This window comes from Pseudomonas sp. NCIMB 10586 (assembly GCF_023127895.1).
GTDB classification, from domain to species: domain Bacteria; phylum Pseudomonadota; class Gammaproteobacteria; order Pseudomonadales; family Pseudomonadaceae; genus Aquipseudomonas; species Aquipseudomonas synxantha_A.
Window position 1 is genome coordinate 73,790 of the sequence record NZ_SPKQ01000047.1, and the last position, 15,437, is coordinate 89,226.

Genomic DNA, 15,437 nt, shown 5'->3' on the forward strand with positions numbered 1-15,437 from the left:
GCCCGGCCATGATTCGTGATGCTACCGAGCAAGACCTGCCGGCGATCCGCGACATCTACAACGACGCGGTGCTCAACACCACAGCGATCTGGAACGAACAACCGGTGGACCTGGCCAACCGCCAAGCCTGGTTCAGCGCACGCCAGGCGCAGCAGTACCCGATCCTGGTCGCGGTGGAAAACGACGAAGTCACCGGCTACGCCTCATTCGGCGACTGGCGACCTTTCGAAGGCTTCCGCTATAGCGTCGAACACTCGGTGTACGTGCGCAATGACCAGCGCGGCAAAGGCCTCGGTCCACGCCTGATGCAGGCCCTGATCGAGCGCGCCCGCAGCTGCGGCAAGCACGTCATGGTCGCCGCCATCGAAAGCGGCAACCTGGCCTCGGTCCACCTGCATGAACGCCTGGGTTTCATCACCACCGGGCATATGCCGCAAGTGGGCATCAAGTTCGGCCGCTGGCTGGACCTGACCTTTATGCAACTGACGTTGAATCCGGGCGCCGAACCGCCCAAGGAGTGAGATCGATGAGCGCTGCACAACTGCGTCGAGTCAATGCTGAAAGTTTCGCCCATTACCGCCTGGGCTTGATCGAGCTGTTGCTGGACGCGGTGCAGCATGGCGCGTCGGTGGGCTTTATGGCCGACTTCGATGAGGCCCAGGCCCGCGAGTATCTGACCGGCGTGCAAGCCGGTATCGAAGACGCCAGCCTGCTGTTGTGGGTGGTGGTACGTGAAGAACGGGTAGTCGCCAGTGTACAACTGGCGCTGTGCCAAAAGGCCAATGGCCTCAACCGCGCCGAAGTGCAAAAGTTGCTGGTGCACAGCAGCGCCCGCCGCCATGGCCTGGGCCAGCAATTGATGCACAGCCTGGAGCTCGCCGCACGCCAGCACAAGCGCGGCCTGCTGTATCTGGACACCGAGGCCGGCTCCGGCGCCGAAGCCTTCTATCAGTCGCTGCGCTACATCAAGATCGGTGAGCTGCCCGATTACTGCCAAAGCCCGGACGGGCGCTACAGCCCGACCGCCATCTACTACAAGACCCTGGGGCAACCGGCATGATTCCTGGTGAATATCAGATCCAGCCTGGCGAGATCGAACTGAATGTCGGCCGCCGCACCGTCACCTTGAGCGTGGCCAATAGCGGCGACCGGCCGATTCAGGTGGGCTCGCATTACCATTTTTTCGAGACCAATGACGCGCTGGAATTTGACCGTTCAGCGAGCCGCGGTATGCGCCTGAATATTCCGGCAGGCACGGCGGTTCGGTTTGAGCCGGGGCAGCGTCGGGAGGTGGAGTTAGTCGATTTGAGCGGCGGGCGCCGGGTGTTCGGGTTTGCCGGTCGAATTATGGGCGACCTCTAGGGCCTCATCGCAGGCAAGCCGGCTCCCACCTTTTGACAGTGTTCACAAATCAAAATGTGGGAGCGGGCTTGCCCGCGATAGCGATCTCACATTCAACACAATTAATCAGGGCAACCACATGAAAATCAGCCGCCAAGCCTACGCCGACATGTATGGCCCAACCGTCGGCGACAAAGTCCGCCTGGCCGACACCGAGCTGTTTGTCGAAGTCGAACAGGACTTCACCGTCTATGGCGAAGAAGTCAAATTCGGCGGCGGCAAGGTGATCCGTGACGGCCAGGGCCAGAGCCAGTTGCTCGCCCATGAGGTCGTGGACACCCTGATCACCAATGCGCTGATCATTGACCACTGGGGCATCGTCAAGGCTGACGTTGGCTTGAAGAACGGTCGCATCCATGCCATCGGCAAGGCCGGCAACCCGGATATCCAGCCCGGCGTGACCATGGCCATTGGCGCCAGCACCGAAGTGATCGCCGGTGAAGGCATGATCCTCACCGCCGGCGGCATCGACTCCCATGTGCACTTCATCTGCCCGCAGCAGATCGAAGAAGCACTGACCAGCGGCGTCACCACCATGATCGGTGGCGGCACCGGGCCGGCCACCGGTACCAATGCCACCACCTGCACGTCGGGGCCGTGGCACCTTGCGCGGATGCTGCAGGCCAGTGATTCGTTCCCGATGAACATCGGGTTCACCGGCAAGGGCAACGCCAGTTTGCCCGAGCCGTTGATCGAGCAGGTCAAGGCCGGTGCCATTGGTTTGAAGCTGCATGAAGACTGGGGCACCACGCCCGCCAGCATTGATAACTGCCTGAGCGTCGCCGACCAGTACGATGTGCAGGTGGCGATCCACAGTGACACGCTCAACGAGTCGGGCTTCGTCGAAACCACCCTCGCCGCGCTCAAGGGCCGCACCATTCACACTTACCACACTGAAGGTGCCGGTGGCGGCCACGCACCTGACATCATCAAGGCGTGCGGTTACCCGAACGTGCTGCCCAGTTCTACCAACCCGACGCGGCCATTCACCCGCAACACCATCGACGAGCACTTGGACATGCTGATGGTCTGCCATCACCTGGACCCGAGCATCGCCGAAGACGTGGCCTTCGCCGAGAGCCGCATCCGCCGCGAGACCATCGCCGCCGAAGACATCCTGCATGACCTCGGCGCGTTCTCGATGATCAGTTCAGACAGCCAGGCCATGGGCCGTGTCGGCGAGGTGATCACGCGCACCTGGCAGACCGCCGACAAGATGAAAAAACAGCGCGGCCCACTGCCAGGTGACGGCCCCGGCAACGACAACTTCCGCGCCAAGCGCTACATCGCCAAGTACACCATCAACCCGGCGATCACCCACGGCGTGAGCCATATCGTCGGTTCCGTCGAAGTCGGCAAATGGGCGGACCTGGTGTTGTGGCGGCCGGCGTTTTTCGGTATCAAGCCGACCCTGATCCTCAAGGGCGGCGCGATTGCATCGAGCCTGATGGGCGATGCCAACGCCTCGATTCCCACACCGCAACCGGTGCATTACCGCCCGATGTTCGCCAGCTTCGGCAGCTCGCTGCACGCCACCAGCCTGACGTTTATCAGCCAGGCGGCACAGGACGCCGGCCTGCCCGAGGCCCTGGGATTGAAGAAGCAGATTGCAGTGGTCAAGGGTTGCCGCGATGTGCAGAAAAGCGACCTGATCCACAACGATTACCTGCCGGATATCGAGGTTGATCCGCAGACCTATCAGGTCAAGGCCGATGGCGTACTGCTGTGGTGTGAACCGGCTGAAGTCCTGCCGATGGCCCAGCGATATTTCCTGTTCTAGCTCAAACTCATGTAGCGAGGGAGCTTGCTCTCTCGCCACAGGACCTTAGAACTGCTCGCGTGGGTTAAAAGCGGCTTTTTGCGCCAGCTCCTGCCACAACGCTTTCACATCCTCATTGCCCGCAGGGGGCATGACCGCCTTCAACTGGATGAACAGGTAGCCACGTTGCCCGGCCTTGTTCAGCAAGCCATGGCCCTTGGCGCGCATACGCTGGCCATTCTGGCTGCCGGCAGGCACCTTGAGGTTGATCTTGCCGGTCAGGGTCGGCACTGCCACTTCCGCACCCAAGGCCAACTCCCACGGGGCCAGCGGCAGGTTGATGACCAGGTTCTCGCCATCGACCTCGAACTTGGGGTGCGGCGCAAACTTGATGATCAGGTACAGGTCGCCATTGGCGCCACCGCCAATGCCTGGCGCGCCCTGGGCCTTGAGACGGATGCGCTCGCCGTCGGCTACACCGGCGGGGATCTTCACATTCAGGCTCTTGACGCTATTGCTGACATGCCGGCCAGAGGCGTCGTATTGCGGCACCTGAAAGCTGATCTGCTTGGACTCGGCCGACAGGGTTTCCTCAAGGGAGACCGACAGCTGCATCTCCACATCCTGGCCCTTGCGCCCGGTAGGACGACGTTGACCACCACCGAAAGCATCGCCGCGCGAGCCAAAGATCGAGCTGAAAAAGTCCGAGAAATCGCCCGCGTCCTGGCCACCGCCAAAGCCGCCACGGCTCTGCCAGCCCGGCGGGCCCTGGAACGGCTGGCCATGCTGGCCGTATTTGCGCAATTCGTCGTACTCGGCTCGCTTATCGGCGCTTTTAAGCGCTTCATAGGCTTCGGACGCGTCCTTGAATTTCTCTTCGGCGTCTTTTTCCTTGCTCACATCGGGGTGATATTTGCGCGCGAGCTTGCGATAGGCAGCCTTGATTTCCTTGTCATCGGCCGTCGGCTCGACACCCAGAATCTTGTAGTAATCTTTGAAATCCATCGACGGTTCACCATCCTTTATCGAGATCGCACTGCCCGGGGCGCAACGTGCGCTGGTTTGCACCTGGTGAGGGTTGCGGCCTGGGGGGTACGTCAAAGTGTTATCGGCATCAGCCGTATGCAACAGATGTGGGGGCAAATCCCGTACTTTCAAGCACGATTTAACGGATGGTTGGCCTACGCAAGCGCTTGCGACTGGCATACACTGCGCGGCCGTTTTTAAACCGGAACCCGATAGACATGAAAAACCCATCCCCAGCCCGTGCCTGCGGCATTGACTTCGGCACGTCCAACTCCACCGTCGGCTGGATCCGCCCCGGCATGGAAACGCTGATCGCGCTGGAGGACGACAAAATCACCCTGCCGTCGGTGGTCTTCTTCAACTTTGAGGAGCGCCGCCCGGTGTACGGTCGCCTGGCGCTGCACGAATACCTGGAGAACTACGAAGGTCGCTTGATGCGCTCGCTCAAGAGCCTGCTGGGTTCCAAGCTGATCAAGCACGACACCAGCGTGCTTGGCACTGCAATGCCTTTTACCGACCTGCTGGCGCTGTTTATCGGCTAACTCAAGAGCCGCGCCGAAGCCAACGCGGGGCGTGAGTTCGAAGAAGTGGTATTGGGCCGCCCGGTATTCTTCGTCGATGACGACCCGATGGCCGACCAGGAAGCCGAGAACACCCTGGTGGACGTGGCGCGCAAGATCGGCTTCAAGGACATCTCGTTCCAGTACGAACCGATTGCGGCGGCGTTCGACTACGAGTCCACCATTGAAAAAGAGGAGCTGGTGCTGATCGTCGACATCGGCGGTGGTACCTCCGACTTCTCCCTGGTGCGCCTGTCGCCGGATCGCCGTCACAACGACAACCGCCAGAGCGACATCCTCGCCACCGGTGGCGTGCACATCGGCGGAACCGATTTCGATAAGCAACTCTCGCTGGCCGGCATGATGCCGCTGTTCGGCTACGGCAGCCGCATGAAGAGTGGCGCCTACATGCCTACCAGCCACCACATGAACCTGGCGACCTGGCACACCATCAACTCGGTGTACTCGCAAAAGTCCCAGCTGGCCCTGGGCAGCATGCGCTACGACATCGAAGACACCGGCGGCATCGACCGCCTGTTCAAGCTGATCGAACAGCGCGCCGGGCACTGGCTGGCGATGGAAGTGGAAGAAACCAAGATCCAGCTGACGCAGGCAGACAGCCGCCATGTGCCACTGGATCGTATCGAAGCCGGCCTGGGCGTGGACCTGAGCCGGGCGCTGTTCGAGTCCTCCATCGACAACCTGCTTGAACGCGTGCGCGGCAGTGTCACGCAATTGCTCAATGACGCCTCGGTGAGCGTGGCCCAGGTGGACACGGTGTTCTTCACCGGTGGTTCCAGCGGCATCCCCGCGTTGCGCCACAGTATCTCGGCGATGCTGCCGAATGCGCGGCATGTGGAAGGCAATATCTTCGGCAGTATCGGCAGCGGTTTGGCGATTGAGGCCAGCAAGCGTTATGGGTCTTAAGCGGTAAGTTTTCAGCTGCAAGCGGCAAGTAAAAGCCAATCTGCTTCCACTTGCCGCTTGCAGCTTGTAACTCGCATCTGCGCCTAAACCATCCCACCCAACTTCAGCTCACTCTTCAGATACGCATAATAAATCGGCCCTGCCACCACCCCCGGCAAACCGAACGCGGCTTCAAACACCAGCATCGCCAGCAGCAATTCCCACGACTTGGCACTGATCTGCCCGCCGACGATGCGCGCGTTGAGGAAGTACTCGACCTTGTGGATCACGATCAAATACCCCAGCGCCGCTACCGCCACCCAGATCGACAGCGACAGCGCGACGATGGTGATCAGGGTGTTGGACATCAGGTTGCCGATCACCGGCAGCAAGCCGAGCAGGAAGGTCAGCACGATCAGGGTTTTGGTCAGCGGCAGGTGGATGCCGCACAGCGGCAGCACCACGGCGAGAAACACGGCGGTGAAAGCCGTGTTGAGCGCAGCGATTTTGATCTGGGCGAAGACGATGTTGCGAAACGCCTGAACCAGCAGGTGCAAACGGTCGAACAGCGCGGCGGCCAGGGGTTTGCGTTTGGTCAGGTCGGGCACCCGTTGCAGGGCGATGATGGCGCCGAGCACCATGCCGATCAGCAAGGTGACGAACATATGGGCGGCGTCTTTGCCGACCAGTTGCAGTTCGCTCAAGTGCTTGCTCATCCAGTCGCCGATGGCCACGCGAAACTCGGCGGCGCTGGCGGGCAGGTAGGCGTCGATGAACGGCGGTAACTGGCCGCGTGCGCGGTCGACCACGCCCATGAATTTATCCAGGGAAGCCCCGGGGTTTTCAGCTTCGTGGAGCAGGAAGCTGATGGCGCCGGCGAAGATCAAGGTGAGTACGCTGACGATCAGGGTGCCGAGCAAGGCCACCGCCAGCCAACGGGCGCGCCGGCCTTCGATCAGTCGTTGCAGTTGGGGGGTGAGCATGTTGACCAGTTCATAGACCAACAGGCCGGCCAGCAGGCTGGGCAGCAACTTCAGCGGCAGCACCAGCAGCAACCCGCCGAAAATGATGATGTAACTGGCCAGCAACAACACATGACGCTGAGAAAACGTTGGCATACAGCCTCAAAACGAACGGCGTTAAAGGATGGGCAGTCTGCCAGCGTTGCAGGCATCAAGCGAGGGGGGACGACTGTGAATGCGATCAAGTGCGGGAGGGGGCTTGCTCCCGATTACGGAGGATCAGCCAATGAATCGATTGACTGACACGGCGCTATCGGGAGCAAGCCCCCTCCCACATTTGATCTGCAGCGCCTGCGAAATCGTGATTAACCTTTGAGGCAGGTGCTCATGAATGTTTTACGCGCATCGCCGGTCAACGCTTTGGTTTTAGCCGACGCATTGCAGTCCTTCATCTTCTGCTGCTGCGGCGTCAGGGTCTTGGCATCGTTGGCGGCAGGCGCCGACAGGCAGGTCTTCATGAAGGCCTTGCGGTCATCGCCCTTGAGGGTCTTGGTGGTGGCTTCGGCATTGCAGGTGGTCATTTTGTTCTGCTGGGCAGTGGCGGCAAAACCTTGTGAACACAACAGCAGGCCCATCATCAACAACGGAATACGCAGCATCTTCATGGAGTTTTCTCCCTGTTACCGTGCCGACGGGCACGGCCTACAGCGCAGTGTAGTCAAAAGCTGTTACAACTTCACCGGCCACGAATATTCGTCCGTCGGTAGTGCTCCGGGGTGCAGCCAGCATGGCGTTGGAACATGGCGATAAATGCCGAGGCGGTGCTGTAGCCCAAATCAAACGCCACGTGCTGCACGCTGCGATCACTGTCCAGGGCTTCGATGGCCGCCAGGTAGCGCAGGCGCTGGCGCCATTCACCAAAACTCATACCCAGCTCGCGCACAAACTGACGCGCCAGGGTGCGTTCGCTCACATGTACCTGCTCAGCCCATTGCCCGAGCGGGCGATTGTCGGCGGGCTGCGCCTGCATACCTTCCAGCACCCCCAGCAGCCCGGGGTGGCGGGCGTAGGGCAGGAAGCCATCGTGGATCGGCGCCTGCTTGAGTTGGTCCACCAGCACCTGGGCCAAGCGGATATCCGCGTCCGATTGCGGGATATTCACGTCGCGCTGGGCGAAATCGCTGAGGATGGCCTTGAGAATATCGCTGATCGTCAGCGTGCACGGCGCTTGCGGCAGCTGCTCGCAGAGCGTCGGCGCCAAGCCCACCGAACGATAGACAATCGCCTGGGCGTTGTAGGAGCTGTGTTCGGTATTGGGCGGAATCCACACCGCGTACTGCGGCGGCGACATAAAACGGCTGCCAGCCACCTCCATGCGCATCACGCCGTTGGCTGAATAGTCCAACGACCCCCAGCTGTGCCGGTGCGGGGTGCACTCGGTATCGGGTGCGAAATCGGAATAGCGAAAGTACACAGGGCTCGGCAGGCGGGGGAAATCCGCCAGGCGTACGGTATGTCGGGGCATGTTGTCTGGATTCAGAGGTCGGTTGTCTGGATCGCAGTATAGGCTTCGATCCAGACAGGGGATAATCGCGCCTCGTCAATACACTGGGTTTCTTTCGATGCAATACGCGTATCCGCTGCTGGCCATCTTTATCTGGGCCGGCAACACCGTGGTCAACAAATTGGCCGTGGGCTCGATTTTCCCGGCTGAAATCGGCTTTTACCGCTGGCTGTTCGCAGCACTGCTGTTCACCCCGTTCATGCTCAAGCCGGTCGTTGCCAACTGGCCGCTTATCCGCCCCAACCTGGGCAAGATCTTCATCCTCGGCGTGCTGGGCATGGCGGTGTATCAAAGCCTGGCCTATTACGCCGCCACGCTGACCAGCGCCACCAACATGGGCATCATTCTCTCGCTGATGCCGCTGATGGCGTTGACCGCCGCGATTATCAGCCTGGGGCAACGCCTGACCTTCGGCGCTCTGACCGGCGCGGTGCTGTCGTTCGCCGGTGTCGTGGTGGTGGTATCGTCCGGCAGCCTGGGCGCGCTGTTGCAACACGGGGTCAACCTGGGTGACGGCATGATGCTGGTGGCGACGCTGGCTTATGCGGTCTACAGCACCCTGCTGAAAAAATGGCAACTGCGCCTGCCACCGTTGGTGCTGCTGTATTTGCAGGTGCTGGTGGCAGTGGTGGTACTGCTGCCGCTGTACCTGTTCTCGGCCAAGGCCGGTTTGGGCTGGACGAATATTCCGCTGGTGCTGTACGCCTGCCTGCTGGCTTCAATGCTGGCGCCGCTGGCGTGGATGCACTCGGTGAAGACCCTGGGGCCAAGCCGTACCACGCTGTTTTTCAACCTGCTGCCGTTGATTACCGCACTGATCGCAGCAGTGGTGTTGAAGGAAGAGTTGGCGCTGTATCACCTGGTGGGTGGCTTGCTGACCCTGGGTGGAGTGATCCTGTCGGAGCGCTGGACCACACCGGTCAGACGTGCTCATGACACATCCTGTTAAATCCGATAAAACTTTTCGCCTGGCCCGGGACTCACAACCTATAGCGATCACGCCGGCAGAGCGTGGCGTACAACCGGATTAGCCCCAGGAGATTGAAATGACTGAAGCACACTTGACTGACATTGCGACCCTGCGCAGCCGCGCCCGCCAGAATGTCGAAAACGGTGCCGTGACCGAAGGCTACGACGCCGACCGTCAGGAAATCATCCGCCTGCTCAACGAGTCACTGGCCACCGAGCTGGTTTGCGTGTTGCGCTACAAGCGTCACTACTTCATGGCCAACGGCCTGAAAGCCAGCGTGGCTGCCGATGAGTTCCTTGAACACGCCACCCAGGAAGCCGAGCACGCCGACAAACTGGCCGAGCGTATCGTGCAACTGGGCGGCGAGCCGGAGTTCAACCCCGACCTGCTGTCGAAGAACTCCCACGCTCAATATGTGGCAGGCAACTCGCTCAAAGAGATGGTCTACGAAGACCTGGTAGCCGAGCGCATCGCGGTGGACAGCTACCGTGAAATCATCCAGTACATCGGCGATAAAGACCCGACTACCCGTCGCATCTTCGAAGACATCCTGGCCCAGGAAGAAGAGCACGCCGATGATATGGCGGATATTCTGCAAGACCTGTAACCCGCAACACGGCAATACCCATGTGGGAGGGGGCTTGCTCCCGATAGCGGTGGTTCAGTACCCGATGTACTGACTGACACACTGCAATCGGGAGCAAGCCCCCTCCCACATTTGCTTTGCGGTTCCTACAGTTACTTCACGGTTTTCGGTGCCTTGCCTTCCTTCATCTGCTGCAGCAACGGCGCGCATTCATTCGGCTCTCCGCCGCTTGGTGCGACCAAGGCGAGCAAGCCGGCGGCTGGCCCGGCGATAACGCCCAGGGCGACCATGCCTGCACCACGTAGCGCCAGCGGAATGGCTTTCACGCCAGCATTGGGCTTGATAAACGGCCCATTGACGTACAGCGGCGAGCGCAGCGAAAACAAGCGAAAGCCCTTGGACTCCGGCGTGATGGTCAGGTCCAACTGCTCCGTGGCCATGTTCGCGGTGCCGTCGATGTAGATGATGGCGTTCTCGGTATCGAACACAAACAACCGCGTGGTCGCCAGGCCCGTCTTGATGCCGAAGTCCGCCGCTGCGCAGTTGATCTTCACTTCCTCGTCGCCGAACAGGCGCCCCACGACGTAGTTGCCCACGTTGAGCCCGGCGATTTCCATCAGGCTGCGGCTGATGGCGCCATCGTTGATCAGCATCTTCAGGTCGCCGTTGGAGGTTCCCAGCAGTGCCGCCACCGAGTTACCACGCCCGGTAATATCGGCATCGCCGTTGAGCTCACCGAAGCTGGTTTTCATCGGTTCAAAGGTCGGGAACAGTTGCTTGAGCTTGAAGTTGCGTGCCGTCAGCTTGGCGCTGCCTTCCATCGGCGTAATGCGGCCATTCAAGCGAATCTGCGCATCGAGCTTGCCGCCGGCCACGCCGAAACGCAGGGGTTCGAGGCTCAGTTGGCCGTCGTTGAGCACCAGGTGCGTGTAGAGATCGGTGAAGGGCAAGTCGGCGCTGTGCACGATACGCTTGCCGGTGAATTCCACGTCGGCATCCATCTCGCGCCAGCGCTCGGTGCGGAACTCTTCAACCGGCAGCACTTTGGTCGCCGGTTGTTTGCTTTCACCGCCACGAGCTTTTTGCTCGGCGTTGGAATCCGCGCCAATCAGAGGCGCCAGGTCATCCATCAGCAGTTGGTTGGACACCAGCGCGCCGCTGAGCTTGGGCCGTGGCTGGCTGGCGACATAGGCCAGGTCGCCATGGATGTCGCTGTTGCCGATCTTGCCGTTGAAGTTCTCGTAGCGGAATGAGGCGCCGCTGGTTTCATGCAGCTTGGCGATCAAATGGCCGTCGGTTGAATAGGCCGGCGAATCCGGCAAGGTCACACCAGTCAACGGGTAAAGGTTACCCAGGCTGCTGCCCGAGAGTTTCAGGCGCAGGTCCAGGGCACCGAGGTTAAGCGGGTCGGTCAGGGTGCCGGCCAGGGCGATGCTGGTGTCGGCGACTTTCACCTGGGCTTGCAGCGGGAACGGCTTGGCCGCGTCCTGCAAGGCCAGCAGACCGCCGATCTTGCCGGTGCCGGCGAGCTTCTGGCCGTGATATTGGCCTTTGACCTTGAGGCCGAACGCGTAGTCCTGAGGCGCCGAGCCTTTTTCCAGCGCCTTCTTGGCATCGGCGTCCCCGACGATTTCACCAAACGGGATGGGCTTGCCCAAGGGGTCGATGATCACATCCAACTGAGTCTTGAGGGTTTGATCGTCGAGGGTCACATGGCCCTTGTCAAAGCCGATGGCGCCGATATCCACCACCCAGTTGGAGGGCTCGGCGTCGGGGTCCTTGGGATCGAACTTGAACGTCCAGTTGGCGCGGCCGTCGGCCAGGCGCTGCAACTGGGCACTGGGTTCGGTGAGGTCAATGCGCGGGATCACCACGCGCTGCACCAGCAAAGCCAGGGGTGAAATACGCAGCTCGACCTTCTTGAGCGTGACCATCTGCGGTTGTTTCGACCAATCCGGGTTGCCCAGGGTCAGGTCTTCGGCGATCACATGGGGCCACGGCACCCAGGCACGCCAGCCGCCCTCATCGGGCTCGCGCTGCCACACCACCGCGAGGTTGCCGTTGATGGCGAACGGGCGATGCAGTTCTTCGGATACCTTGGCGTTGAGCGGCGGCTTGATGCGGTTCCAGTCGAAGAACACCAGCACAAGTACCGCTATGGCAATTAACAGAACGAAGCTGGCGCAGCTCCAAGCGACGATTTTACGAGTGCGCGTCATTGCACAGGGCTCCTGAATACGACTGGCTGGGCAACAGCCTTTGACACAGCTTATAGAACTACGACTGGCAAAGTGCCGGAGGGTTTAACCCAACGGCGGATTTAGCCGAAAAAAACGATTTTCCTGATCAAGCAGACAGATTTCATCATCGACAGCGCACCATTGTTACCCAGGTTCGTGTCGAAAATACCCACTGCGGTGCAAAACCGCGTGCTTGAGAGGCTCGATCTAGAGCCTTTGCAGGGAACAATCAATTCTGTTGATTATTACCATTGTGTTTATGAACTTTTATATCGACTTATCAAGAGTAGCATTAGCCCTGTACCCACTTTATCGCCCTCCCAAGGAGCAACCATCATGAAACGCCAATTACTCGCTACCGTCCTGTTATCTGTCCTGGCTTCCAGCGCTTTCGCCCTGCCAGCCGCCGAACAGGCCACTCCACAGAACAAAGCTCAAGCCATGCAGACTAGCCAAACCGTGGCGCGTAGCGGTTCGCAAGAAGACGAAAACCGTGACTACGCCAAAGGTGCTGTCGCTGAAAATGGCTACAATCGCCTGCAAGAGAAAGGTCTGGTAGAAGGCGGTGCTGAACAAGCCAACAAACGCGCCTACACCGAAGGCGTTGCTGAAGGTGGTGCCGACCGTCTGCAAGAACTGCATCAAGCACAGAGCTAAGCCCGTGGTGGCCCAGAAAAAAGCCCGATCAGCCGATCGGGCTTTTGCTTTTATATAGACCGCGTCACGCCTCGCCCCCGCCAAGTTCGACGCCGGCAAAGCGCTTTTGCTAGAGTGCGTCGCTGTACTTGCCGACAAAAGCCCATCCGCTCATGCTGCCCCGCGCCGAACAGAAGCAACAGACACGCCTTGCCTTGATGGACGCAGCCCGCCATCTGATGGAGTGTGGCCGTGGGTTTGGCAGCCTGAGCCTGCGCGAAGTGGCCAAGACCGCCGGTATTGTGCCAACTGGTTTCTATCGCCATTTTGCCGACATGGACCAGCTTGGGCTGGTATTGGTCAGCGAAGTCGGCCAGACCTTCCGCGCCACGATCCGCCTGGTGCGCCACAACGAATTCGTGATGGGGGGCATTATCGATGCCTCTGTGCGGATCTTTCTCGACGTAGTTTCGGCCAACCGTTCGCAATTCCTGTTTTTGGCCCGCGAACAGTACGGCGGCTGCCTGGCCGTGCGCCAAGCCATCGGCGCCCTGCGCGAGGACATCACCCGCGACCTGGCCGCCGACCTGACGTTGATGCCAAAATTGCAGCATCTGGATGCAGAAGGTTTACATGTGATGGCCGACCTGATCGTCAAAAGCGTGTTCGCCACCCTGCCCGATATCATCGACCCACCGGCCCATGCCCTGCCGGCCCACCTCACGCCCCAGGCGAAAATCACCCAGCAACTGCGCTTTATCTTTATCGGCCTCAAGCACTGGCAAGGGCTGGGCAGTACCGAGTAATCCCTCAGCCGGCCTTGTGAAAACGCTTGGCCGTTGTGTAGTTCTTGCTCCAGTACTTATTGCTCAACGAATCGATACGCACATGCTTGCCGGTACGCGGTGAATGGATGAACTTGCCTTCGCCGATATACAGCCCGACGTGACTCACCTGCCCTCGCCCGTTGCCTTTGAAAAATACGGCATCGCCCGGTTTTAACGCTTTTCGCTTGATGGTTGCAGCGGTTGAACGGTGCATCGCCGCAGTGGTACGCGGCAGCTGAATGTTGGCTTCGGTCTTGAACAGATAGACCAGGAAACTGCTGCAATCAAACCCCTGCTCGGCAGACGTACCGCCCCACTTGTAGGGAGTGCCGAGCAGTTGATGGGCGCGGTCGATCACATCGTCGACCGAAGACGCCGCATGGCTTGAAGCGAAAGTCGGCGGCTGTTGAAGATTGGCCGAGGCTGACGAGATAACACACGACAGGCCGACAATGACTGAACAAATAAATGACTTGAACATGATGAACATCGCGGTGAATTAAACACGGCGCGAATGTTAAAGAACCATCACGTAAGCCCACGAAGGCCGATTCTCGGGTCTTTGTAGGATAAATCCTTAAAAACGCAACGGATAATTGGATGAAAGAAATTTCATGCAGCACCAGGCTTCTTTCAGGGAAAACGCCCTTTTCCAGTGCTATAACCGCTCATGTGCACCAAATTTGAACGATCTATACAACCCGTGGATGCCCTATCCATGCGCAACCACCTGCACTGACAGGAAACTCCTACGCCAGTAGCAGGTTGGCAAGCCCCTTGCTCTAGCACTGCTATCGCTCATAGCTGGAAGCCTACCGATGCTGGTGATCCACCGCCGAATCGCCCCCCAAGCCCTCTGGGCCGCTGAGTTGCTGCTGAACTTCGAAGCCCGCAGCAAAAGCCGCCTGCGCTGTTTCAGTGCCGACGGTGAAGACGTCGGCCTGTTTTTGGAGCGTGGACAGCCGCCCTTGCACGATGGCGAGTTCCTACAAGCTGAAGACGGACGTGTCGTACGCGTTTGCGCCCGCCCTGAACAACTGCTGCACGTCACTTGCCGCAACGCCTTTGAACTGACCCGCGCTGCCTATCACCTGGGTAACCGCCATGTGGCCCTGCAAGTCGGCGACGGCTGGCTGCGCCTGCTCGACGACTACGTGCTCAAGGCGATGCTGGAACAGTTGGGCGCCGACACGCAAACCATCGAGGCGCCGTTCCAGCCGGAACATGGCGCCTACGGCGGCGGCCATCATCATTCGCGCCATGGCGACGAAGACTTCAACTACCCGCCCAAGCTGCACCAGTTCGGCGTACGTCTATGAACCCAGCCTGGGCGCTGTTGCGCCTGGCCAGTCCGCAGTTGCCGATTGGCGGCTACAGCTATTCCCAGGGCCTGGAAATGGCTGTGGACAACGGCCGCGTACAGGATGCCGCGAGCGCAGGGCGCTGGATCAGCGATCAGTTGCTGCTCAACCTTGCGCGCTTCGAAGCGCCGCTGTTGCTCGGCCATTGCCGCGCGGCCGCTGAACAGGACTGGCCTGGGCTGGCGCAATTGTGCGAAGAACACCGCGCCAGCCGTGAGACCCGCGAGCTGTATCAGGAGAGCCGGCAAATGGGCTACTCCCTGCAGCAACTGCTCAATGGCTTACCGGAACTGGACAGCACCGCCCGTGAGTTCCTTGCACAACGCGGCGAACCGCACCTGGCTCTTGGCTGGGCCCTGGCCGCCCGCGCCTGGCACATCAGCCCCGACGATGCCCTCGCCGCGTGGCTGTGGAGCTGGCTGGAGAACCAATTGGCCGTGCTGATGAAAACCCTGCCACTGGGCCAGCAAGCCGCGCAACGCCTGACCAGCGAACTGCTGCCCTTGCTACAGCAAGCCCAGCAGGACGCCGAGCGCATTGACCCTGCGCGGTTGGGCAGCGCCGCCTTTGGCCTGTCCCTGGCGTGCATGGCCCACGAACGCCAGTACAGCCGCCTGTTTCGTTCCTGAACGTTTTTTA

16 protein-coding genes and 1 pseudogene are annotated in these 15,437 nt (G+C 60.2%); 11 read left to right on the top strand and 6 right to left on the bottom strand.

What is annotated here, in order from left to right:
- Nucleotides 1-8: 8 nt before the first annotated feature.
- From E4P01_RS22555 to ureC, 4 genes are all read left to right on the top strand, one after another.
- Nucleotides 9-521: a GNAT family N-acetyltransferase gene (locus E4P01_RS22555; protein ID WP_032878150.1), complete on the top strand. Its 513-nt coding sequence runs from the start codon at nt 9-11 to the stop codon at nt 519-521.
- Nucleotides 522-526: 5 nt separating this feature from the next.
- Nucleotides 527-1,060 carry a GNAT family N-acetyltransferase gene (locus E4P01_RS22560; RefSeq protein ID WP_078820162.1) on the top strand — a complete coding sequence of 178 codons (534 nt, stop codon included), beginning with the start codon at nt 527-529 and terminating at the stop codon, nt 1,058-1,060.
- On the top strand, nt 1,057-1,362 hold the full coding sequence (locus tag E4P01_RS22565; protein WP_032878152.1) for an urease subunit beta: 306 nt from the start codon (nt 1,057-1,059) through the stop codon (nt 1,360-1,362). The genes E4P01_RS22560 and E4P01_RS22565 overlap by 4 nt, the downstream gene beginning before the upstream one ends.
- 118 nt (nt 1,363-1,480) lie before the next feature.
- Nucleotides 1,481-3,181, top strand: coding sequence for an urease subunit alpha (gene ureC / locus E4P01_RS22570; protein WP_078820161.1), 1,701 nt, complete (start codon nt 1,481-1,483; stop codon nt 3,179-3,181).
- 45 nt (nt 3,182-3,226) lie between these two features.
- On the opposite strand, the gene E4P01_RS22575 is transcribed toward ureC, so the two are convergent.
- Nucleotides 3,227-4,165: a DnaJ C-terminal domain-containing protein gene (locus E4P01_RS22575; protein WP_032878155.1), complete on the bottom strand. Its 939-nt coding sequence runs from the start codon at nt 4,163-4,165 to the stop codon at nt 3,227-3,229.
- Nucleotides 4,166-4,404: 239 nt separating this feature from the next.
- Between E4P01_RS22575 and E4P01_RS22580 the strand changes: the two are divergent.
- Nucleotides 4,405-5,673: pseudogene (locus E4P01_RS22580) on the top strand (Hsp70 family protein).
- A gap of 83 nt (nt 5,674-5,756) precedes the next feature.
- Here E4P01_RS22580 and E4P01_RS22585 read toward each other — a convergent pair.
- The 3 genes from E4P01_RS22585 to E4P01_RS22595 all read right to left on the bottom strand — a co-directional run bounded on the left by E4P01_RS22585 (nt 5,757) and on the right by E4P01_RS22595 (nt 8,139).
- Nucleotides 5,757-6,770, bottom strand: a complete 1,014-nt coding sequence (locus tag E4P01_RS22585; RefSeq protein ID WP_032878157.1) for an AI-2E family transporter — start codon at nt 6,768-6,770, stop codon at nt 5,757-5,759.
- Nucleotides 6,771-6,979: 209 nt separating this feature from the next.
- On the bottom strand, nt 6,980-7,279 hold the full coding sequence (locus E4P01_RS22590; RefSeq protein WP_005784310.1) for a PsiF family protein: 300 nt from the start codon (nt 7,277-7,279) through the stop codon (nt 6,980-6,982).
- A 71-nt stretch (nt 7,280-7,350) separates the two neighbouring features.
- A complete protein-coding gene (locus tag E4P01_RS22595; RefSeq protein WP_005784308.1) occupies nt 7,351-8,139 on the bottom strand; it encodes a helix-turn-helix transcriptional regulator in 789 nt (262 codons plus the stop codon).
- 97 nt (nt 8,140-8,236) lie between these two features.
- On the opposite strand from E4P01_RS22595, the gene E4P01_RS22600 reads away from it, so the two are divergent.
- Nucleotides 8,237-9,127, top strand: a complete 891-nt coding sequence (locus E4P01_RS22600) for a DMT family transporter (protein ID WP_216090668.1) — start codon at nt 8,237-8,239, stop codon at nt 9,125-9,127.
- A gap of 97 nt (nt 9,128-9,224) precedes the next feature.
- Nucleotides 9,225-9,755, top strand: coding sequence for a ferritin-like domain-containing protein (locus E4P01_RS22605; RefSeq protein WP_005784304.1), 531 nt, complete (start codon nt 9,225-9,227; stop codon nt 9,753-9,755).
- Between the two features lie 131 nt (nt 9,756-9,886).
- Here the strand turns inward: E4P01_RS22605 and E4P01_RS22610 are convergent, their stop codons facing one another.
- Complete coding sequence (locus E4P01_RS22610) at nt 9,887-11,953, bottom strand: AsmA family protein (RefSeq protein WP_216090667.1); 2,067 nt, start codon at nt 11,951-11,953, stop codon at nt 9,887-9,889.
- A gap of 357 nt (nt 11,954-12,310) precedes the next feature.
- Between E4P01_RS22610 and E4P01_RS22615 the strand changes: the two genes are divergently transcribed.
- On the top strand, nt 12,311-12,631 hold the full coding sequence (locus tag E4P01_RS22615; RefSeq protein WP_005784302.1) for a hypothetical protein: 321 nt from the start codon (nt 12,311-12,313) through the stop codon (nt 12,629-12,631).
- Between the two features lie 152 nt (nt 12,632-12,783).
- Nucleotides 12,784-13,416 carry a TetR family transcriptional regulator gene (locus E4P01_RS22620; RefSeq protein WP_005784300.1) on the top strand — a complete coding sequence of 211 codons (633 nt, stop codon included), beginning with the start codon at nt 12,784-12,786 and terminating at the stop codon, nt 13,414-13,416.
- 4 nt (nt 13,417-13,420) lie between these two features.
- Here E4P01_RS22620 and E4P01_RS22625 read toward each other — a convergent pair whose 3' ends face one another.
- On the bottom strand, nt 13,421-13,918 hold the full coding sequence (locus E4P01_RS22625; RefSeq protein WP_032881130.1) for a C40 family peptidase: 498 nt from the start codon (nt 13,916-13,918) through the stop codon (nt 13,421-13,423).
- A 337-nt stretch (nt 13,919-14,255) separates the two neighbouring features.
- On the opposite strand from E4P01_RS22625, the gene ureE reads away from it, so the two are divergent.
- Together ureE and E4P01_RS22635 are read left to right on the top strand one after the other, a co-directional pair.
- The gene (gene ureE / locus E4P01_RS22630; protein WP_005784297.1) at nt 14,256-14,756 is read left to right on the top strand and encodes an urease accessory protein UreE; all 501 of its coding nucleotides are present in this window, start codon (nt 14,256-14,258) and stop codon (nt 14,754-14,756) included.
- Nucleotides 14,753-15,427 carry an urease accessory protein UreF gene (locus E4P01_RS22635; RefSeq protein WP_032878161.1) on the top strand — a complete coding sequence of 225 codons (675 nt, stop codon included), beginning with the start codon at nt 14,753-14,755 and terminating at the stop codon, nt 15,425-15,427. The genes ureE and E4P01_RS22635 overlap by 4 nt, the downstream gene beginning before the upstream one ends.
- The last annotated feature ends 10 nt before the right edge of the window (nt 15,428-15,437 follow it).

Bases quoted from the DNA above. Each gene is read 5' to 3' on its own strand.
- E4P01_RS22555 (WP_032878150.1), top strand. From the start codon at position 9: ATGATTCGTGATGCTACCGAGCAAGACCTGCCGGCGATCCGCGACATC.
- E4P01_RS22560 (WP_078820162.1), top strand. From the start codon at position 527: ATGAGCGCTGCACAACTGCGTCGAGTCAATGCTGAAAGTTTCGCCCAT.
- E4P01_RS22565 (WP_032878152.1), top strand. From the start codon at position 1,057: ATGATTCCTGGTGAATATCAGATCCAGCCTGGCGAGATCGAACTGAAT.
- ureC (WP_078820161.1), top strand. From the start codon at position 1,481: ATGAAAATCAGCCGCCAAGCCTACGCCGACATGTATGGCCCAACCGTC.
- E4P01_RS22575 (WP_032878155.1), bottom strand. From the start codon at position 4,165: ATGGATTTCAAAGATTACTACAAGATTCTGGGTGTCGAGCCGACGGCC.
- E4P01_RS22585 (WP_032878157.1), bottom strand. From the start codon at position 6,770: ATGCCAACGTTTTCTCAGCGTCATGTGTTGTTGCTGGCCAGTTACATC.
- E4P01_RS22590 (WP_005784310.1), bottom strand. From the start codon at position 7,279: ATGAAGATGCTGCGTATTCCGTTGTTGATGATGGGCCTGCTGTTGTGT.
- E4P01_RS22595 (WP_005784308.1), bottom strand. From the start codon at position 8,139: ATGCCCCGACATACCGTACGCCTGGCGGATTTCCCCCGCCTGCCGAGC.
- E4P01_RS22600 (WP_216090668.1), top strand. From the start codon at position 8,237: ATGCAATACGCGTATCCGCTGCTGGCCATCTTTATCTGGGCCGGCAAC.
- E4P01_RS22605 (WP_005784304.1), top strand. From the start codon at position 9,225: ATGACTGAAGCACACTTGACTGACATTGCGACCCTGCGCAGCCGCGCC.
- E4P01_RS22610 (WP_216090667.1), bottom strand. From the start codon at position 11,953: ATGACGCGCACTCGTAAAATCGTCGCTTGGAGCTGCGCCAGCTTCGTT.
- E4P01_RS22615 (WP_005784302.1), top strand. From the start codon at position 12,311: ATGAAACGCCAATTACTCGCTACCGTCCTGTTATCTGTCCTGGCTTCC.
- E4P01_RS22620 (WP_005784300.1), top strand. From the start codon at position 12,784: ATGCTGCCCCGCGCCGAACAGAAGCAACAGACACGCCTTGCCTTGATG.
- E4P01_RS22625 (WP_032881130.1), bottom strand. From the start codon at position 13,918: ATGTTCAAGTCATTTATTTGTTCAGTCATTGTCGGCCTGTCGTGTGTT.
- ureE (WP_005784297.1), top strand. From the start codon at position 14,256: ATGCTGGTGATCCACCGCCGAATCGCCCCCCAAGCCCTCTGGGCCGCT.
- E4P01_RS22635 (WP_032878161.1), top strand. From the start codon at position 14,753: ATGAACCCAGCCTGGGCGCTGTTGCGCCTGGCCAGTCCGCAGTTGCCG.